This window comes from Planosporangium spinosum (assembly GCF_049999945.1).
Classification (GTDB): Bacteria; Actinomycetota; Actinomycetes; order Mycobacteriales; family Micromonosporaceae; genus Planosporangium; species Planosporangium spinosum.
This window is the reverse complement of the sequence record NZ_JBLYUB010000020.1, coordinates 1-18,741: the sequence shown is the minus strand read 5'-3', so window position 1 is coordinate 18,741 and position 18,741 is coordinate 1. Positions and strand designations below refer to the sequence as shown.

The window sequence follows — 18,741 nt, the reverse complement described above, 5'->3', positions numbered from 1 at the left end:
GACGGGAGAGTCGGAGATTCACGGTCTGCCCCCTGACCTGGCAGTTACGAATTCGGGTTAGTCGATCTCGGTCGGCTCAGTTGCGCAGGCTCCACTGCTGGTTCGTCCCACCGTTGCAGGACCACCCGACGACGAGCGTGCCGTTGGCGGTGGCGGCGCCGGTGGCGTCCAGGCACAGTCCGGACTGCACGCCCGTGATGGTGCCGTTGGCGTTGAGGTTCCACTGCTGGTTTGGCTGGCCGTTGCAGTCCCAGATGATGACCTTGGTGCCGTTGGCGGTACCGGCGCCGCTGGCGTCCAGGCACTTGCTGCCGTTGTAGACGGTCAACTGCCTGCTGGCCGTGGTGGTCCAGCGCTGTCCGGCGCTGCCGCCGCAGTCCCACAGCTGCAGCTGGGTGCCGTTGGTGGTGGCGGAGTTCGGCACGTCCAGGCAGCGGCCGGACTGGCCCCCCACGATCTGTCGGCCGCCCGCCGGCTGCTGCGGCGTCGTGGTGGGTGACGGGCCGCCGGACGGTTGGATGCCGGCCGATGCCATGACGCTCTGGGCTCCGGAGGGCCAGTTGTTGTTGGTTACCACGGTGTTGTTGGTGACGGAGTTGCCGCGGGAACCGTCGCCGATCCAGGTGGTGCCGTTGGTGGTCCAGTTGTTCGTCACGGTGAGGTTGCCGGTGTTGTTGGAGCTGTTGGCGTTCGCCGTGGACCAGACGCCCGTGGCGGAGAAGACGTTGCTGCCAGCGGTGAAGTAGCGGGATCCTTCGTCGAAGTAGAGTCCGAAGAAGCCGTTGGTGCGCAGGCAGTAGTTGCCGCTGATCACGGCGTTCGGGTTGGCGGAGAGGGTGTAGATGCATCCACCGTCGTTCATCTGTTGCATGACGTCGTGGATGTAGTTGCCGGTGAGCTGGTTGCCGGACGCGGTGGTGGCTGTGGTGTAGCGGGGCTGATAGTTGTACAGGCCGCGGTTGGCGTAGTCGCTGCTGCCCCCTGCGTCGTTGGCGCCCCAGCCGTACCCGGCGGACAGGCCGGAGTAGGGCATGTTGTAGATCTCGTTGTGTGAAATCACGGCGTTGGTGACGTAGGTGGGCAGGAACGAGGTGATGCCCCGGTAGTCGATGCCGATGTCGTGGACGGAGTTGTTGCTGATGGTGATGTCCCGGTTGGTCATCCGGGCGTCACCGGGGTGGTGGGCGTCGGCCTGGACCCCGCCGGCCACGATCGCGCTCGCCGAGTCGCCGGTGAACACCGAGCGGGTGACGGTGATGGCGCTGGCGCCCAGGCCGACCCCGGTGGCGTGGGCGTTGGCGTCGTTTCCGATGCCCATCGCGTTCTGCCCCAGGTTGACGAACTGGTCGTTGTCGAAGGTGATGTGGTTGGCGGCTGAGATCTGTACCGCGGCCGGCATTTGCGACCAGCGTGGGCGGGTGGCTTCGAACTGCCGGCATCCGGACTGGCAGGAGGTCAACGCGTCGCTGGGGCGGTCCCAGGTGCCGGCGAGGTAGGCGCCGGTCTGCTGGTCGGCGTAGCCCTGGTTGCTACTTGGCCCCAGCCAGCTGGTGCCGGTGAAGGTGATGCCGGAGAAGGCGATGTCGTGGACCGGGTCCGTGTAGGTGCCGCCGACGTGGACCAGCGACTGCAGCAGCGGGAACTCCACGTCCACGCTCGTCATGTTCTGACCGGACAGGGGAATGTAGTACAGGATGCCGGCGGTCGTGTCCACGTACCACTCCCCGGGTGAATCGAGGAACTCGTACGCGTTTTCCAGGTACATCGGCCCGGCCCGGAACGGGCTGCTGAACGTGTCGTACCCGAAGGTGTTGTTGTTCCACGCCGGCTGCTGCATGGTGATGACGTTGCCGCCGATGCTCTGGACCGGGGAGTACCGGTCGGTGAAGGAGTTGACGCTTTCCACCTCGACGCGGTTCTGGTTGGCCAGGCTGTTGAGGTAGCCGAGGCTGCTGGCGGTGAACCGCAGCCCGGTGGTGGTGAAGGTGAAGTCGGACCGGTTGACCTGGGCACGGGCCCGGGTGGCGACGGTGCCGTTGACGTACAACTGCCGGGTTTCCAGGCCGGCTCCCACGCTGGCCTGCCAGATGTTCCTGGCTTGGTTGGCCACCGTCCATCCGGTCACTCTCTTCGCGCCGCTGATGGTCGGCTGCGCTGATGGTGCGGCCTGCCACCGCACCGTATGGCCGCCTGTGCCCGAGTCGGCGGAGGTCAGCCGCCAGGGCGTGGTCAGCCGGTACACCCCGTCCGCCAGCTGCACCACGATGTCGTCGGACATGCCACCGGTCAGGGAGCGCACGGCCGCCTGTGCCGCGGCCAGGGGACACGGTTCGGTGGAGGAGCATGTGTTGCCGGTGCCGGAGGGGGAGGCGTACAGCGTGGTCGTGGCGGCGACCGCTGAACCGGCGACGACCACAACGGCTGCCGTGCCGGTCAACGCCGCGGTGGCCAGACCGGCCAGCAGCGGCAGCCGGGCGGTACGTGTCGGGAACAACCGCACGAGAGACCCCCAAGAGTCGAGTAGTCGGATGACCGCTCACGGGGCGGGCGTACCGGCGAATTGCCTGGCGGCTCCGTGCGGCCATCGCCCGATGCGGCACTGGCCAGATCCCGCGACTGACCAGTTGCCGCCGTGGTCGCATGCGTACGGCGCGCGCGGCTGCGACCCATGAGCCCCGGTCTGCCTGTCCGCTCCCACGTCGAACCGGTTCGACGAGCGTAAGTCGATGAGTCTGACACTGTCAAGTGAAGTGTGTCGATGTCCGAGCTGGCCCGGGTGGCCATCGCGCAGTGATCAGCGGCTGACGGCCGCCACTGGCGCGTAAGGGTAGGAAATCTCGGATCGCGGACCGGAAAATTAGGCGGGCCTGGAGACTTGACTGGCAACGAATTGATGGACGTAATTATGACTACGCGGTGACATCGCCTGTCCGGAACGCGATCCCGCCCGGCCGGCCGCCGGCAGTCGGCGGTATGCGCGCGGTCTACCGCGATCGACGGACGGCAACACAGCACGGCGGCTCTTCGCACTCTCGACGTCGTGCGCCGCCCTCGTCGGGTGAGAAGGGAGAAACACCAGGCCCGCCCGCCGGATGCCGTTCACCCACCAACCGCCCTGCATCCCGTACCCGGGAGGTTACCCGCCATGTCGTCGTCATCCTTCCCCGTCAGCCGTCGCCGCCTGCTCGCTGCGGTAGGTGTCGGCGCGGTCACCGCCGGCCTGTCGCGGGCCGGTGTCGTCTGGGCCACGGCCGGTCCGCAGAGTTACGCCGCGACCTGGGCCTCGGTGGACCAGCACCCGCCGGCGCCGGAGTGGTTCCAGGATGCCAAGTTCGGCATCTACTACCACTGGGGTGTCTACAGTGTCCCCGCGTTCGGCAACGAGTGGTACCCGCGCAACATGTACATCGCCAACTCGGCGGAGAACAACCACCACAAGAGCGTGTACGGCGATCCGTCCGGGTGGCCGTACCACAACTTCATCAACGGCGCCCGCGACAAGGCCGGCAACTGGGTGCAGTACGCGCCCAAGCTGGTCTCCGCCGGCGGCAACTGGGACCCGGACGCCTGGGCGCAGCTGTTCGTCGACGCGGGTGCCAGGTTCGCCGGGCCGGTGGCCGAGCACCACGACGGGTTCTCCCAGTGGAACAGCACGGTCAACGAGTGGAACTCGGTGGCCAAGGGGCCGAAGCTGGACATGCTGCGGCTGCACGCCGATGCGATCCGCGCCAAGGGGATGAGGCTGTTCGTGTCGCTGCACCATGCCTACAACTTCACCGGCTACTACAGCGCGGTGCCGGCGCAGTCGGACAGCAGCCTCAAGAAGCTGTACGGCCAGCTCGGCGCGGCCGCCGAGCAGCAGCTGTGGGTGGACAAGCTGCGTGAGGTGATCGATGGCTACCGGCCGGACATCATCTGGCAGGACTTCAACCTGGGCGCGATCCCGGAGGCGCGACGGCTGGAGTTCCTGGCCTACTACTACAACAAGGCGGTGGCCTGGAACGCCGACGTGGTCGCCACGTACAAGGACGGGTTCAACAACCGCGGCGAGGTCTACGACTTCGAGCGCGGCGGCCCGGCCGGCATCCAGACCCCGTACTGGCTGACCGACGACAGCATCTCCAGCTCCAGCTGGTGCTACACCCAGGGTATCGGCTACTACTCGACCAAGGCCCTGCTGCACGCCCTGATCGACCGGGTCAGCAAGGGCGGCACCATGGTGCTCAACATCGCCCCCATGGCGGACGGCACCATCCCGGCCGGGCAGCAGGCGGTCCTGCGCGGCATCGGTGACCAGCTCAAGCGGTTCGGTGAGTCGGTCTACGCCACCCGCGTCTTCGCGATCCACGGTGAGGGCCCGACCCAGATGGGTGGCGGATCGTTCACCACCCCCCGCGAGGGCACCAGCCAGGACATCCGGTTCACCCGCAACAAGGACAACACCGTGCTGTACGCCACCGTGCTGGGCTGGCCGGGCAGCACGCTGAACATCCCCAGCCTGAGCACCAACCAGATCAACCTGAGCACGCTGGTCTCGGTGCAGCTGCTCGGCCCCAACGCCGGACAGTACATCGACCTGCCGAGCCGCAGTCAGGACGGCGCCGGCCTACACGTGACCCTGCCGTCGGCCAACGCCCCGTTCAGCGCCCTGGCATACGTGATCAAGCTGACCTTCGCCGGCCAGATCCCCGCCTGGGGTGGCGGCGGCCCGAGCACCGGCTGGGTGCGGATCGCCAATGTCACCACCGGCCTGGTCCTGGACAGCGGCGGCAGCGTCGCGTCCGGCTCGCGGCTCAAGCAGTGGAACTGGGACGGCAGCAGCAACCTGCAGTGGCAACTGGTGGACCTGGGCGGCGGCTACTACCGCATCGTCAACCGCACCAACGGCATGGTGGTCGACAGCGGGGGTAACAGCGCCAACGGCGCCACCGCCATGCAGGCGCCGTGGAACGGCGGTAACAACCAGCAGTGGCGGCTCAACAGTCTCGGCAACGGCCGCTATCAGATCATCAACCGGGGCACCGGCACCGCGCTGGACGGCGCCGGCGACTCCACCGTCGGTTCCACGGTGGTGCTGTGGGCGCCGAACGGCAGCACCAACAACCAATGGACCATGACCGCCGTCTGACCTGCCAGCCGCGCTCCGGGCGGACGAGGCGCTCTACCGCACCAAGACGGCCGGGCGTAACCAGGTCCAGTCGGACTGGGCGCCGTCCTCGCGCCGGTGGGCCGGTGCGGGTCCCGCCCCCCGCACCGGCCGATCTGGGAACGGGGATCCATGGGTGACTCCTGGGACCGGCGTGGCGGATGTGGGCGTGCGGGACCGGCCGATGTGCCGCCGGCTCGTCCGCCGCGTTCGCCCCTGCGGGCTACCGGCCCGGCGCGGGGCCGGTGCTGGCGCGCAGCGAGATGGGTGGGGTCAGCAGCAGGTGCTGGGGTGGAGTGTCGGGGGTGGCGATGCGTTCGAGGAGCAGGTTGACCGCCTGCGTGCCCATCTCTGTCGGCACGTCGGCGGCGGTCAGCGGCGGGCGGAAGCCCTCGGCCCAGTGCCGGGCGAGGACGCCGGTGATCGACAGGTCCTGGGGTACGGCGATGCCGGCGCCCTCGACGGCGCGCTGGACGCCCGGGAGGGCCGCCTCGTTGATGGTGACGATCGCCGTGATGTCCGGGTGCTCGGTGCGCAGCCGCTCCAGGCACGCCTCACCGGCGGCGGGGTCGTCGGCGCAGCAGATGTCCACTCCGGTCAGCCCGCGCTGACCGATGCCGTGGCGGAAGCCGGTCAGCGCGCGGTGGGCCGGGCCGTAACCGGAGGCGACGAGCTCGGCGGAGCGGTTGATGAGGGCGACGTGCCGGTGGCCGAGGTCGGCGAGGTGGTGCACGCACCGGGTGACGAGGGTGGCGTAGTCGATGTCGACCCAGCAGGTGCCGTGCGGGTCGGCGGTGTGGCCGATGGTGACGAATGGCAGGCCGCTCTGCTGCAGCCGGGCGACCCGCTCGTCCTGCAGCCGGATCTCCATCAGGATGACGCCGTCCACCCGGCGGCCGGTGACGATCCGTTCGAAGGACCGGTCGTGGTCGCCGCCGGAGGGGGAGAGCAGCACGTCGAGGTCGACCCGGGCGGCGGCTTCGACGACGCTGGCCACGAAGCCGAGCTGAACGTCGGTCAGGCGCAGGCTGGCCGGCGGGATGACGAGCCCGAGGGTGCGGGTGCGGCCTTCCTTCAATGCGCGGGCGGCGGCGTTGGGATGGTAGTCCGATTCGTCGATGACGGCCTGGATGCGTCGCCGGGTCGCTTCGGAGACCGTCCGCTTGCCGCTGAGGGCGTAGGACACGGTGCTGCGGGATACGCCGGCTCTGCGGGCAATCTCGCCGATGTTCATGCCGCACTCCTCGGATCGGTTCGGGCGTGGTCGTGCCTGTGGGCAGCTTGCCCTAGCGGACCCGGCGTCCGCGCTCAGGGCTCCGAGCTGTTGAACCGATTCGGCAAACGTAGGTCACCTACCAATAGCTGTCAATCTCCGGTATCCGGGCGACCACCTGATCACCGGCCTAATCTAGCCTTTCCGGGCTGCGCCACGTCTTGACCGACGCTGGAAATGAGCTTAGATTCGTTCGAATCGATTCGACCACGGCTTACCCGCACCTTGGCGTGATCAACACGCTGCCCGGCCTCCTCGTCGCGGACGCCACCATCGCGGTCCCGTTCGGCGTGCTCATCTTCGAGGCGTTCATGTCGACGATTCCTGAGGAGCACACCCGGGCGGCCACTGTGGATGGCGCGGGAACGCTGCGCACGTTCTGGTCGGTCGGCCGGAACGCGACCATCACCGTCGCCCTGTTCGCCTTCCTGCGGGCCTGGTCGGATTTAGTTTCCGCGTCCACCCTGGATGGCGGCGGCGAGCGGCGACCGATCACGTTGGGCATCTACCAGTACATCGGCAACAACAACCAGCAGTGGAACGCGATCATGGCGACCGCCGTCGTGGCATCGGTCCCCGCGGCCGTGCTCCTGGTCGTCGCGCAACGCTACATCGCCGCCGGTGTCACCGCCGGTGCACTCAGGGATTGACCGGACCGAAACCAGCGAAAGCGAGCCTCACCATGCCCGTCGCCCGACCCGGCCCGCAGTTCTCGATACGGGAGATTCCGTTCAGCTACTGCGGATCCTGGTTCGGCTTCTCCCCGGTCATCGCGGAGAAGACCTACGCGGACGACGTCCATCTCGTATCGCACCAGACCGGAATGCACCCGGTGCTGCGGCTGGTCCCGCAGGCCGGCGGCGCGCGGGTGGAGACCACCATCACCGCCGAACCATCCCGGTTGACCTGGGCGCGGGGCGACGCCCGGATCGAGCTGGCCTACGAATCCGTCGATACCGTACGCGTCCGCGGCGCCGGGCTCGGTCTGGGCATCGCCGCCGCCCGACCTGCCCTGACGCCGTTCTCCGGGCCCTACTTCCTGCACGACCCGGTGGACGGGTCGTACCTGTTCACCCTGTACGAGACGGGCCGGCGGTACCGCGTCACGCCGGTAGCGGGTTCGCCGGTCACCGCAACAGGCGAGCAGCAGCTGGGCACCGTCGAGCGGGCCGTCACCTGCCCTGACGGGGGCGCCTGGGAGTTGGCCATCGAGGAGTACGGCACCGCCCGCCCGCCGTACCGGGCGGACCTGACGTTCGACCAGGTCGCTGCCGCCGCGGCCGCGGACTTCTCCCGGTACGCGGACGCGGTCGCACCCTGGCGCACCGTCGAGACGCCAGCCGCCGAGCTGGCCGCCTACGTGCTGTGGTCGGCAACCGTCCGTCCCGCCGGATTCGTCACCCGACCGGCCGTGCTGATGTCCAAGCACTGGATGGACAAGGTGTGGAGCTGGGACCACTGCTTCAACGCGCTCGCCCTGGCCGCGGGGCAGCCGGAGCTGGCCTGGGACCAGTTTCTGCTGCCCTTCGACCACCAGGACAGCTCCGGTTCCCTGCCCGACTCCGTCGCGCACTCCGAGGTCCTCTACAACTTCGTCAAACCGCCCATCCACGGCTGGGCCCTGCGCCGGCTTCGCCGGGAGATCCCGGCGCTACCGCGGGCCGAGATGCTCCGGGCCTACCGGATGCTGGAGGGCTGGACCCGCTTCTGGCTCATTTCCCGCCGCGTGCCCGGCCGCCCGCTCCCGCACTACCAGCACGGCAACGACAGCGGTTGGGACAACGCCACCACCTTCGACCCCGGACGCGTGGTCGAATCGGCCGACCTGGCCGCGTACCTCGTCCTGCAGTTGCGGCAACTCGCGGACCTCGCCGGCGAGCTGGAACTCCCCGGCGACGCGGTGGCCTGGAGCCGGACCGCTGACCGGATCTGCGGGGCGCTGGTGGACCTGTGGAGCGGGGAGCAGTTCGCCGCCCGGGCGGCCGGCACCGACGACACCTGGACCAGCGCCAGCCTGCTCGACCTGATGCCCATCGTGCTCGCGGACGAACTGCCCGACCCGATACTGCAGGCGCTGGTCGGCCGCCTCCACTGCCACCTGACGCCCCACGGGCTGGCCACCGAGCTGCCGACCTCACCCCACTACCAGGCCGACGGCTACTGGCGTGGTCCTATCTGGGCCCCAGCGACCGTCCTGATCGAGGACGGGCTGCGCCGCGGCGGGTTCACCGCACTCGCCGACGACATCAGCAGTCGGTTCCGGACACTGTGCGAACGGTCCGGGTTTGCCGAGAACTTCGACGCGCTGACCGGAGCGGGCCTGCGGGACCGCGCCTACACCTGGACCGCCAGCGGCTACCTGATCCTCGCCGCCGCGTACCAGCGGCGTCGCCTTCAGTCGGGCGCCGCCGGAGAGGGCCAGCGCCCGCCCGTACCAGCGGTCTGAACGTGGTGATCCGCGGGGCAGCAGCCACCCCACCGGGCTGGGGGACCGGGACAGCGCCGGCCCTCCGTGCGCCCGGGTCAGGTTGCGAGCCGGACCTAGACCGGCGTTGGCCATAGGTATGACTCATTGGTCCCCGAAATAGCGCGGACGACTCCCGCTTCGACCGCCGCCCCGCCGTTCCCGACCGGGGGCGCGATGCCGGGACGGCCGGAGAACGCGGGCGATTCCGGGATCACCTGAAGCGCGCACTCCATCGATGAACTTCACTTGACGGCTTCAGACTCATCGACCTAGGCTGATCGAGCCGGCTTGGCGCGATGTCGGATCTCATTAGCGGCTTGCGGCGTCTGGGGAACCCCGACGTGTAGGTCGTACCCGCACGTCGCCCCGGAGCAGACCACCCACTGCACGTGGGGAAAGCGCGATGTGCGGAACCCACCGGCACCGGCGCCGGGCAGCCGGAAACGCATCATCACCGCCTACCCGGGCTGCCGGGCCGGGTACCAGGCCGTCCGGGCCGCGTTCGACGGAGGCCACGGCCCCGATCAGGCGAGGAGTGCACATGCTCAGAAAAGCCGCCCTACTGCTCCCCGTTCTGCTCGCCGCAACCGTCGGCGCGGCGGTGCTCGCGGGTGCCCCGCCGGCGCAGGCGTTGAACAACGGCCTGGCCCGCACGCCGCAGATGGGCTGGAACGACTGGAACTCGTTCGGGTGCAACGTCAACGAGAGCTTGATCCGGCAGACCGCCGACGCGATGGTGTCCAGTGGCATGGCGGCGGTCGGGTACCAGTACGTCAACATCGACGACTGCTGGTCCACCCGGCAGCGCAATGCCAACGGCGACCTGGTCGCTGATCCGCAGAAGTTCCCTAGCGGCATCAAGGCCCTGGCGGACTACGTCCACGGCAAGGGCCTCAGGTTGGGCATCTACTCCTCGGCGGGGACCACGACGTGTGCCGGTTACCCGGCCAGCATCAACAACGAGCAGCGGGACGCCAACCTCTGGGCGTCGTGGGGGATCGACTATCTCAAGTACGACAACTGCGGCGACCACCTGGGTCGCAGCGCGCAGCAGCGCTACACCGCGATGCGGGACGCGCTGGCCGCCACCGGTCGGCCGATCCTGTTCAGTCTCTGCAACTGGGGCCAGGAGAACGTCTGGACCTGGGGTGCCGGGGTCGGCAACTCGTGGCGCAACACCGGCGACATCGCCGGGAACTGGAACTCCATCATGGGCATCCTCGACCAGCAGGTCGGCAAGGAGACGTACGCCGGGCCCGGCGCGTGGAACGACCCGGACATGCTGGAGGTCGGCAACGGTCCCACCGACACCGAGTCCCGCGCCCACTTCAGCCTGTGGTCGCTACTGAACGCGCCGCTGCTGGCCGGCAACGACATCCGCACGATGTCGGCGGCCACCCGGGCTATCCTCACCAACACCGAAGTCATCGCGGTCAACCAGGACTGGGGTGGAAGGCAGGGTTACAAGATCAGTGACAGTGGTGACCTGGAGGTCTGGCGCAAGCCGATGTCCACCGGTGCGGTGGCCACGGTCCTGCTCAACCGCGGCGGGAACACCGCCACGGTGTCCACCACGGCCACCGCGCTCGGTCTCGGTAGCGCCGCGTCGTACACGGTCCGCGACCTGTGGGCACACACCGACTCCACGTCCACCGGCGCGATCAGCGCGTCGGTGCCGGCGCACGGCGCCGCGATGTTCCTGGTCTCCGGCGGTGGCACGCCTCCGCCGAGCACCACGTCGGCCATCCGCAGCGCCCCGGCCAACCGGTGCCTGGACGTCAACGGTGCGTCGCAGACCAACGGCGCCGCGGTCATCATCTGGGACTGCCACGGCCAGAGCAACCAGTCGTGGACCTCGACCAGCGCCCAGGAGTTGCGGGTCTACGGCAGCAAGTGTCTCGACGTCAACAACGCCGGCACCGCCAACGGCACACCTGTGATCATCTGGGACTGCCACGGCCAGGCGAACCAACAGTGGCGGTTCAACGCCGACGGCACCATCACCGCGGTCGGTTCCGGCCGGTGCCTGGATCTGGTGAGCAACGGTACGGCCAACGGCACGCGTACCCAGATCTGGGACTGCACCGGGGCGGCCAGCCAGAAATGGAGCCGCAGCTGAACCCGGCCGGACCGCGGTGGCACGGCACCCGCCACCGCCAGCTGCACCGGACCACCGCGGCGGCCACCGCGGTGGCGCCGGACCAGGAGGTACGCCGCGATGCGACGGCAGGTGGCCGACGCGTCGGCGCGTGCAGCGCGACGTACCGCACGGTCAGCTCGTGGACCGGCGGCTTCCAGGGCGAGGTCACGGTGACGGCCGGCAGTTCGGCGATCAACGGGTGGACCGTCCGGTGGATCCTGAACAACGGTCAGGGCATCACAGGCAGTTGACGGTATACGGGAACAAGTGCCTGGATGCCTCGGGCGGCGGCACGACCCATGGCACTGGGGTGATCATCTGGGACTGCAACGGCCAGCCGAACCAGCAGTGGAACGTCAACCCCAACGGCGCCATCACCGGAGTGCAGTCCGGGCTGTGCCTCGACGCCAGCGGTTCCGGGACCGGCAACGGGACGCTGATCCAGCTGTACGGTTGCTGGGCGGGTCGAACCAGCAGTGGAGCCTGCGCAACTGATCGGTTTCGGGGCCAGGTAACCGGCGAGGTCCGGCCCCGAACCTGGCACAGGTCCGGTGGCGGGGCCGCGCCGTCCGCTCCACCGCGGTGGGCGCACCCGAGCGGCAGTGTCAGGCTGCGGTGTCGGCGCCCGCGGGACTCATTTCGTGGCCGAAGCCGGGGTGCTGGGCCGCCGGGTGCCCGGATCTGCGGGCATGGGCTGCCGCGCGTCGGAGGCTGAGGCTAGGATTCGACGCAAGTACATATGGACGCCAATGAGTCGCATCCATCGGCTTGATCTGCGGAGGGCGGCCGTGACGGAAACCGAGCGCGCGGAACGCGGATACCGGCCGGGCTACGAGGTGGCCGCCGAGCGGGTGTTGGAGTTGATCGCCCAGCTACGCCTGCGCCCCGGTGACCGCATGCCCACCGAAGTCGAGCTGGCCCGACAACTGGGCACGAGCCGCACCGTCGTTCGCGAGGCAGTCAAGATTCTCTCGGCGCTCGGCCGGGTTCGCGCCGAGAAAGGCCGCGGCCTTTACGTCGCCGATGACGAGGGAATGTTCGGTGCCGGGCGGTGGGCGCACTTCTTCCTCCCCACCGACCTGGACCACGTCTACATGCTCTTCGAGTTTCGCCGGACGCAGGAGATGGAGACCAGCCGGCTGGCCGCGCGACGGGCTACCCCCGCCGAGCTGCAGGCCATCGAGAAGGCGGCGCAAATGTGCCGCGGTGGCTTCGAAACCGGGCGCGAAGACTTGTTCAGCGAGGGGGATGAGGCGTTCCACGCCAGTATCGCCACCGCCTCGCACAACATGTTTCTCCAGATCGCGGTGCGCGAGGCGCGCCGGCTGCAGGCACAATCCACTCTTATCGGGCTGCGTGGCTCGGTTGGTGGCCATGCCGCCAAGGCCGTCGACGAGCACGACGCCATCTATCAGGCGATCCGCGCCGGTGACCCGGAAGGTGCGGCCCAGGCGGCCGCGATCCACATCGACAACGCCTTGGACGACTACCGCAGGGAGATCCAACAGCGGATCTTCTCCACGGTCGGCTGACCGGTCGCGGCCCGGCTACGCCGGCGCGATCAGAAGCGCGAGCCGTCGGGCGGGGGCGGTGCCGCCGGCGTGGCGGGCCAGCGGTGGGCGTCCTGCGGGGGCCGCTGCGTCAGGACCACGATCGGGGTGGCGCGGCGATGCGACCGGGCGCCGGTCCGGTACCGCGGGCAGCCGGTGTCCGGCGAGGGCTGCCTCCAAAGCCAGCACCTCGCCGACCTTAGCGACGCTGAGGCCGAAGCGATCGGCCGTACCGTCAGGCGAGCCGCCTCGGGCTTGCGGAAGGAGTTGGGCGTCAACTTCGTGTTCTCGGCTATCGTCGGCATGAGTTTCGCGCACTTCCATCAACACGTGTTCGTCCGCCACCCCGGCACGCCGGCCCAGTACGACTGGATGACCGGCGATCGATGGGCCGGCGCACCTCGCGGTCCAATGACAGCCGTCGTCAAGCTGTGTAAACGGCTGCGGCCTTACCTCGAACACGACCAGCCCTTGGCAGACTGTTACGCATCAAGTGAAGCCACGATGTAGCGCATCAAGCGGAGTACGACACGGCCGATAGCTGATGTCCTCCGTCGACTGATGTGCGACACGCGTCCGTCAACTGATCTGCGACAGCCGCGCGGATCGCGGCAATGTGGTCGGTCTGGCGTCAGTCGGCGAGCCCGGCGATGGCTCGCAGCGCCGCGACATGCTTCTCGTACGCCGCTATCCCTTCGCCGGTCAGTGACAGCCAGGTACGCGGTCGCCGGCCGACGCGCCCCTTCTCGACGTGGACGTAGCTCGCCTTCTCCAGCAGTGCCACCTGCTTGGAGAGCATCGCGTCGCTGATCTCCACGCTGTCGCGTACCGCGGCGAACTCAGCGCGCTGAACGCCAGCGAGCGCGGCGACGATCGAGAACCGGACCGCGTGGGTCAGCAGCTCGTCCAGATCGCGGCGCGGATGGGTGAGGCCTCCCGCACACCCGGCGTCACTGTCGCGTCCGTGGCTCATGCGCGCCGCTCCCGCAACGCTCCGATGAGCATGGGCAGTGCGACTATTGCGCTGGCGGGCAGCCAGTATGTCAAGTCTCCCAATGTCTTGTCGGTGCCCGCTGCCAGCGCTACGCCGTAGAAGGCAAAGCTGCCAGCCCAGTACGGGCTGATGCGCTGGCGTGTGCCGGCAAGGTGGGCGAGGCGGCGGCGTTCCCACATTGTCATGGCTACGGCCAGGGCCCCCCACGCCACGAAGACGGCGCTCTTCAACAGCTTCGACTCGGTGAGACCGACGGCAGCCGTGACCAGACCGATGCCGACCCCGAAGACGGTGAGTTTTGTGCTGGCCCAGCGCGCTCGTGCCCGCAGCCGTTGAGACGCGCTGGCGGCGGAGCGTATCGCGTCACGGGCCGCTTCGGGCGTCATCTCGTCATCCATGCATACCACTCTGGCATATACTTGCCGTATTGGCAAGTCGATGCCGGGATGGGAAGCTGCGCCAGCTGACACGGTGAGCCGATGCAGGGGCAAGCACTCATCGTCAGATCCGTACGTTCAGGCGGCAACGGCTCGTTTGCCTAGTTCCCTGGCCGGTGTCGCACCTCAACTGACGGAGTTCTGTCGTACATCAGTTGTCGGGTCACAACGGCCGATAGCTGATTGTCGAGTCTCAGTGCCTGTCTGGGATCTCATGCCGTGGCGGTAGTTGGGTGATGGCGTGCCAGGCGTCTGGTCATCACGATGATCATCGCCCAGTGGACCATGGCGGCGTGGTGAGCGGGTAGGCGCTCGTAGTCGCGGACGGTGCGTCGGCAGCGGCTGATCCAGGCCAGGGTCCGCTCGACCACCCAGCGGCGAGGCAGCACACGGAATCCGATCTGACCGGCGAGCTTGGCCACGATCCGCACGGTGATCGTCAGAGTAGCCGCCCAGGTGACCAGTGTGCCGTTGTAGCCGCTGTCGGCCCAGACCATCCGTACCTGGCGCTGACACGCACGCAGCGCGTTGATCACTATGCGAGCGGCGTGGCGGTCCTGCACCGAGGCGGCGCTGACCATCACCACGAGCAGCAGCCCGATGGTGTCGACAGCAAGGTGACGTTTGCGGCCGTTGACCTTCTTGCCGGCGTCGTAGCCGCGGCTGGTGCGGGCGACCGTCTCGGCGGCGCGTACGGACTGGGAATCGATGATGGCCGCAGTGGGATCGTGGTCGCGGCCTTCGACATGGCGGACCTGGTCACGTAACGCGTTGTGCAGCCGGGTGATGGTGCCGTCGGCGATCCACCGGGCGTGGTAGTCGTAGACGGTCTGCCAGGGCGGGAAGTCCGCCGGCAGCGCCCGCCACACGCACCCGTTGTGGGCGATGTAGCGGATCGCGTCGATGATGTCGCGGCGCGAATGTGTCGGTCGGCGTCCACCCTGGCGGCCTGGCCCGCCGGCCGGTACCAGCGGAGCAAGGACCGCCCACTCGGCGTCGCTGGTATCGGAGGGGTAGCGGCGGGGCCGGGCAGTGGACAGATGCGCGGACGCATCCGCCGGGTCGGTAGGTGCGCTGACACCGGCGACCAGGTAGAAACTCATGCGGGGCTCTTCGGTTGTGGCACAACTGGTTTGGTCGCCAGTGCACCTACCGAAGAGCTCTGCCTGTTGTCATCTCGACACGCCGGGCATCGACACTGAGGATCGTCTCCGATCGATCCAGAGGTTCAGATCCCAGACAGGCACTCAGGACATGGGTGACAGATCAGTCTCGGGACGTGAATGACACGTCCGGCTAGACGATCTTCCTGGATCCGGTTTCAAGCTGCCCGAATGAGCCGTCTTCACGGTCGGCGTAGGCGGCGCAGCCGTCGTGCTCGAAGCGGACCTGACCGTCGAAGGGCGAGTCCGCGTTCGTGCAGGCGCCGTAGTCGCGGCCCAGGTGTCCGTGCAGCGCGACCCAGAACCGGCAGCCGCCGCACTCGGCGTCTGGCTCTGAGCGCGAGTAGCGGTCCCGGTTGGGCGGGAGTCTGGGTCCCGGCATCTTCCGGCGGGTTCATTGGGCGTGAGTTTGGGACCCGCCCTGGATGTGGGTGTCGACCTGGCGAAGCCCGCGAGCGAGCGCAGGTTCGTCCAGACCGATGACTTCAACGAGACGGGGCGCGTGTACCTCGAGCTCGCTGACGCGACGTCCGCCTGGGTCGACGCCGTAGTGGCGTTAGACTCGCCGGCCATGGGACTGCTCATCTTCAGCCTCAACCTCACCCTGGACGGTTGCGTCGACCACCAGGAGGGGATCGCCGACGACGAGACGCACTCCTTCTTCACCCGTCTCATGGACGAGGGCGGGGCAATGCTGTGGGGTCGCGTCACCTACGAGATGATGGAGAGCTATTGGCCGGCCGTCGCCCGCGGCGACGAGGAGGCGCCGCCGGCCATGCGCGAGTGGGCGGTCAAGCTGGAGGCCAAACCCAAGTACGTGGTGTCGTCGACGCGCAAAGACTTCCCATGGGCCAACAGCCACCACATCGCCGGCGATCTGCGTGAGGGCGTGCAGAAGCTCAAGGACGCGACCCCGGCCGGGGTCCTCCTCGGAAGCGGCAAGCTCGCGACCGAGCTCGACCGGCTGGACCTGATCGACGAGTACAAGCTGCTCGTCCATCCCAGGATCGCCGGCCACGGCCCGACGCTGCACCAGGGCGGGCTGCCCGGCACGCGCCAGCTCGAGCTGATCTCGGCGGAGCCGCTCCGCAACGGCGCGGTGGCCACGCACTACCGCCGCGCGCGCTGAATCACAGGAGTCCATCGCCGCCAGCTCACCGGCAGCATCGGCCCGAGCGGCTACGACGAGGTCGATGCCCTTCTCGGCGGCCACGACGTCACCGGCGGCCCCGGCTAATTGATCGACATGCTCGGCTCACCCGCCGACGCCTCCAGGGCGGGACCCAAAGTCCCGCACATTGATCATGGAGAAACACTCCGCCCTGGGCCCAGAAGAGACGCCTATGGGGGGTCCCGTTTCAACGACCGAAGCCAGGCGTCATACCACTGCTCGGTGTAGTCCGGGTCGCTGGTGCGCCGGTTGCTGCGCAGGATCCACCGCTGGTGACACTCCTCGTTGTGACGGATGTCGTCGCCGGTCCATGGCTTGCCGGTTGCTATGAGTTCAGCCTGCCTCCACCGGCCCGGCAGGGTGATCGGATTCTCGAGGGTCAGGAGTGCGCTGACCGGGAGGCCGGCGCGGCGGTTCGGGCTTGCGGACCTTGAACCGGGCGATCGGCCTGGTGGCGGTCCGCGCAACCTCGGCGAGCAGCTCGTCGCCGGCGTAGACGCGGAAGGTGTGGTCGGCGGCTTCGACGGCGACGGTGCGTCCGGCGTGGACCATACCGACGTGGATGCGTTGGCGGGCGACAACGACAGCGCCCCGGCAGCTGACTCGCCGTTCCACGCGCACCGGCTCGACCGCCGGCGTTGGTGGTGGGCCGGCGGGTCGGGCGTCGCGGATGCGGGCCGTCTCGGCGGGGGTGAGGGGGTTGGGCAGGCTGCGCCGCAGGATGCCGTTGTCGACGAGTTGGAGCAGGCCGTGGTCGAGGCGGACGGTGACGCGCCGGCCGGCGAAGTGGTAGCCGACGGAGTGCTGCCGGCCGGCGAGGCCGATCGCGCCGACAGTGTTGACGGTGCGGTCGACCTCGATCGGGTCGCCGGGCTGACCGGCGGGGATGGGTGGCGGGCCGGCCGGTTGGGCGTCCTCGGCGAGTAGCCGCTGCAGCTGGGCGATGGTGAGTCGGGACGGGACGGTCTTGAGTCGCACTCCGTTGACCCGCAGGTGCACGACGGTGGTGTCGGCCCAGAACGTGACCGTGGTGCCGGCCCGGTCGGGCCGAGCCAGAACTGCTGGCCGCATACGCACAGGTTCCCGGACAGTGGCACGACCCGGGTGAACTCCACGGCCAGGTCGACCGGGTCGACGCCGTTGGTGGACAGCACGAGCGGAGCCGGCGGCACAGGCGCGCTCGGGGAAGGCAATGCCGCCGGAGTCGGGTCGGTGCGCGCGGTGAGAGTGGCCGCTGACAGCGCGGTGGGCAGTCGCAGCGGCAGCCGCTCGTCGACCGGTCGGGGCGTGAACCGGTCGGCCGGAAACGCCATGTCCAGCGACTGATGGGGTCGGTTGGTGTTGTACTCGTGCCGGAACGCGTCCACGGCGGCCTGCGCCGCCTCTAGATCCGGCCACACCTGGACATGGTCGAGCAGTTCGCGTTGCAGGGTCTGGTGGAACCGCTCCACTTTCCCCGTCGTGGTCGGGGTTCTCGGTTTGGTGTTGCGGGCGACGATGCCGTTCTCCCGGCAGATCCGCTCGAACATGACCTCGGCCGGACGGGGCTTGGTGAACCGGCCGGTGAACTGCTTGCCATTGTCAGTCAAGACCTCGTCGGGGATCCCGAACCGGTGCAACGCCTCGGCGAACGCCGAGCAGACGGCTCGGCTGGTGGCCCGACGCACCACAGTGGCGATGACGCAGAACCGGGAGTGGTCGTCAACCCCAGTGACAATCTTGGTCTCCGACCCGTCGGCCAGCCGGATGCCGTCGACGATGTCGAGCTGCCACAGTTCCATCGGCACCGCCCGCTGCCAGCGCCGGTAGTCCTCCCGCCGTCGCCGACGAGGGACCGCGTCGATCAGGCCGTGCCGGACCAGGACCCGGTGGATCGTGACACGCGAGGGGATACGACCGGGGCAGCCGTTGCGGCCCAACTCGAACTCGATCCGCCGGGCGCCCCACCGCGGATGGGTCCGACGCAGCTCGCAGATCGCCGCTTCCACCTCGGGCGGAGTCTGGATCGGCGAGCTGTGTGGACGGCTCGACCGGCCCGCTAAGCCGTCCAAACCTTCGTCGCGGTGCCAGCCGATCCAGCGGTGCACCGCCTGGCGGAACACCCCGAACCGCTCGGCCACCTCGGTCACCGGCACCCCGGCCTGAACCTTCAACACAGCGCGGTACCGCTGCTCCGTCATGGTCAACTCCACCAGCACTCGGCGGAGTGTCACCCAGGTCCTGATACCGATGTGTCACGCAGGTCCTGAGACCGGACACGGCCGATAGCTGGTTGTCGGGCTCCACTTGACGCTTCTATGGCCTGTCAAGCGCTGCGGCGGTTTCCATCAACCGGAACAGTCGGCGCGCGGTGTAGCGCTTGAGACAGCGGCGGATCTCCGGGTCGCTCTTTTGTTCTGC

Annotated in this window: 15 protein-coding genes and 1 pseudogene; 9 read left to right on the top strand and 7 right to left on the bottom strand. The window is 68.6% G+C overall.

Annotated elements, in window-relative coordinates:
* Positions 1–76: 76 nt before the first annotated feature.
* Positions 77–2,500 (bottom strand): ricin-type beta-trefoil lectin domain protein, encoded by a 2,424-nt coding sequence (locus ACNTMW_RS24050; RefSeq protein WP_426636039.1) that lies wholly within the window; start codon positions 2,498–2,500, stop codon positions 77–79.
* Between the two features lie 645 nt (positions 2,501–3,145).
* Here ACNTMW_RS24050 and ACNTMW_RS24045 point away from each other — a divergent pair.
* Positions 3,146–5,128: an alpha-L-fucosidase gene (locus tag ACNTMW_RS24045; protein ID WP_426636038.1), complete on the top strand. Its 1,983-nt coding sequence runs from the start codon at positions 3,146–3,148 to the stop codon at positions 5,126–5,128.
* 241 nt (positions 5,129–5,369) lie between these two features.
* Here the strand turns inward: ACNTMW_RS24045 and ACNTMW_RS24040 are convergent, their stop codons facing one another.
* Positions 5,370–6,380: a LacI family DNA-binding transcriptional regulator gene (locus ACNTMW_RS24040; RefSeq protein ID WP_426636037.1), complete on the bottom strand. Its 1,011-nt coding sequence runs from the start codon at positions 6,378–6,380 to the stop codon at positions 5,370–5,372.
* A 200-nt stretch (positions 6,381–6,580) separates the two neighbouring features.
* On the opposite strand from ACNTMW_RS24040, the gene ACNTMW_RS24035 reads away from it, so the two are divergent.
* The 7 genes from ACNTMW_RS24035 (at position 6,581) to ACNTMW_RS24005 (ending at position 13,086) form a co-directional block, all read left to right on the top strand.
* The gene (locus tag ACNTMW_RS24035; RefSeq protein WP_426636036.1) at positions 6,581–7,069 is read left to right on the top strand and encodes an ABC transporter permease subunit; all 489 of its coding nucleotides are present in this window, start codon (positions 6,581–6,583) and stop codon (positions 7,067–7,069) included.
* Positions 7,070–7,101: 32 nt separating this feature from the next.
* Positions 7,102–8,865: an amylo-alpha-1,6-glucosidase gene (locus ACNTMW_RS24030; protein WP_426636035.1), complete on the top strand. Its 1,764-nt coding sequence runs from the start codon at positions 7,102–7,104 to the stop codon at positions 8,863–8,865.
* Between the two features lie 562 nt (positions 8,866–9,427).
* Positions 9,428–11,005 (top strand): ricin-type beta-trefoil lectin domain protein, encoded by a 1,578-nt coding sequence (locus ACNTMW_RS24025; RefSeq protein ID WP_426636034.1) that lies wholly within the window; start codon positions 9,428–9,430, stop codon positions 11,003–11,005.
* On the top strand, positions 10,990–11,277 hold the full coding sequence (locus ACNTMW_RS24020) for a cellulose binding domain-containing protein (RefSeq protein WP_426636033.1): 288 nt from the start codon (positions 10,990–10,992) through the stop codon (positions 11,275–11,277). Before ACNTMW_RS24025 ends, ACNTMW_RS24020 begins: the two co-directional genes overlap by 16 nt.
* Positions 11,166–11,741 (top strand): ricin-type beta-trefoil lectin domain protein, encoded by a 576-nt coding sequence (locus ACNTMW_RS24015; protein WP_426636032.1) that lies wholly within the window; start codon positions 11,166–11,168, stop codon positions 11,739–11,741. The genes ACNTMW_RS24020 and ACNTMW_RS24015 overlap by 112 nt, the downstream gene beginning before the upstream one ends.
* Before the next feature lie 73 nt (positions 11,742–11,814).
* The gene (locus tag ACNTMW_RS24010) at positions 11,815–12,558 is read left to right on the top strand and encodes a FadR/GntR family transcriptional regulator (protein ID WP_426636031.1); all 744 of its coding nucleotides are present in this window, start codon (positions 11,815–11,817) and stop codon (positions 12,556–12,558) included.
* A gap of 174 nt (positions 12,559–12,732) precedes the next feature.
* Positions 12,733–13,086 carry an HIT family protein gene (locus ACNTMW_RS24005; protein ID WP_426636030.1) on the top strand — a complete coding sequence of 118 codons (354 nt, stop codon included), beginning with the start codon at positions 12,733–12,735 and terminating at the stop codon, positions 13,084–13,086.
* 121 nt (positions 13,087–13,207) lie between these two features.
* On the opposite strand, the gene ACNTMW_RS24000 is transcribed toward ACNTMW_RS24005, so the two are convergent.
* The 4 genes from ACNTMW_RS24000 to ACNTMW_RS23985 all read right to left on the bottom strand — a co-directional run bounded on the left by ACNTMW_RS24000 (position 13,208) and on the right by ACNTMW_RS23985 (position 15,552).
* Positions 13,208–13,549, bottom strand: a complete 342-nt coding sequence (locus tag ACNTMW_RS24000) for a winged helix-turn-helix domain-containing protein (protein WP_405433767.1) — start codon at positions 13,547–13,549, stop codon at positions 13,208–13,210.
* On the bottom strand, positions 13,546–13,968 hold the full coding sequence (locus tag ACNTMW_RS23995) for a hypothetical protein (RefSeq protein WP_426636029.1): 423 nt from the start codon (positions 13,966–13,968) through the stop codon (positions 13,546–13,548). Before ACNTMW_RS23995 ends, ACNTMW_RS24000 begins: the two co-directional genes overlap by 4 nt.
* Positions 13,969–14,219: 251 nt before the next feature.
* Entirely contained in the window at positions 14,220–15,110 is an 891-nt protein-coding gene (locus ACNTMW_RS23990) for an IS5 family transposase (RefSeq protein ID WP_426636028.1), read from the bottom strand.
* Positions 15,111–15,303: 193 nt separating this feature from the next.
* A complete protein-coding gene (locus ACNTMW_RS23985) occupies positions 15,304–15,552 on the bottom strand; it encodes a DUF3027 domain-containing protein (RefSeq protein ID WP_426636027.1) in 249 nt (82 codons plus the stop codon).
* 189 nt (positions 15,553–15,741) lie between these two features.
* Here ACNTMW_RS23985 and ACNTMW_RS23980 point away from each other — a divergent pair, with 189 nt between their 5' ends.
* The gene (locus tag ACNTMW_RS23980) at positions 15,742–16,299 is read left to right on the top strand and encodes a dihydrofolate reductase family protein (RefSeq protein ID WP_426636139.1); all 558 of its coding nucleotides are present in this window, start codon (positions 15,742–15,744) and stop codon (positions 16,297–16,299) included.
* A gap of 375 nt (positions 16,300–16,674) precedes the next feature.
* Here ACNTMW_RS23980 and ACNTMW_RS23975 read toward each other — a convergent pair.
* Positions 16,675–18,527: pseudogene (locus tag ACNTMW_RS23975) on the bottom strand (IS481 family transposase).
* Positions 18,528–18,741 lie beyond the last annotated feature (214 nt).

What these genes read in the sequence shown, in the direction of transcription:
- ACNTMW_RS24045 (WP_426636038.1), top strand. Translation starts at nt 3,146, where the DNA reads ATGTCGTCGTCATCCTTCCCCGTCAGCCGTCGCCGCCTGCTCGCTGCG.
- ACNTMW_RS24040 (WP_426636037.1), bottom strand. Translation starts at nt 6,380, where the DNA reads ATGAACATCGGCGAGATTGCCCGCAGAGCCGGCGTATCCCGCAGCACC.
- ACNTMW_RS24030 (WP_426636035.1), top strand. Translation starts at nt 7,102, where the DNA reads ATGCCCGTCGCCCGACCCGGCCCGCAGTTCTCGATACGGGAGATTCCG.
- ACNTMW_RS24025 (WP_426636034.1), top strand. Translation starts at nt 9,428, where the DNA reads ATGCTCAGAAAAGCCGCCCTACTGCTCCCCGTTCTGCTCGCCGCAACC.
- ACNTMW_RS24020 (WP_426636033.1), top strand. Translation starts at nt 10,990, where the DNA reads ATGGAGCCGCAGCTGAACCCGGCCGGACCGCGGTGGCACGGCACCCGC.
- ACNTMW_RS24000 (WP_405433767.1), bottom strand. Translation starts at nt 13,549, where the DNA reads ATGAGCCACGGACGCGACAGTGACGCCGGGTGTGCGGGAGGCCTCACC.
- ACNTMW_RS23995 (WP_426636029.1), bottom strand. Translation starts at nt 13,968, where the DNA reads ATGGATGACGAGATGACGCCCGAAGCGGCCCGTGACGCGATACGCTCC.
- ACNTMW_RS23990 (WP_426636028.1), bottom strand. Translation starts at nt 15,110, where the DNA reads ATGAGTTTCTACCTGGTCGCCGGTGTCAGCGCACCTACCGACCCGGCG.
- ACNTMW_RS23985 (WP_426636027.1), bottom strand. Translation starts at nt 15,552, where the DNA reads ATGCCGGGACCCAGACTCCCGCCCAACCGGGACCGCTACTCGCGCTCA.
- ACNTMW_RS23980 (WP_426636139.1), top strand. Translation starts at nt 15,742, where the DNA reads ATGGGACTGCTCATCTTCAGCCTCAACCTCACCCTGGACGGTTGCGTC.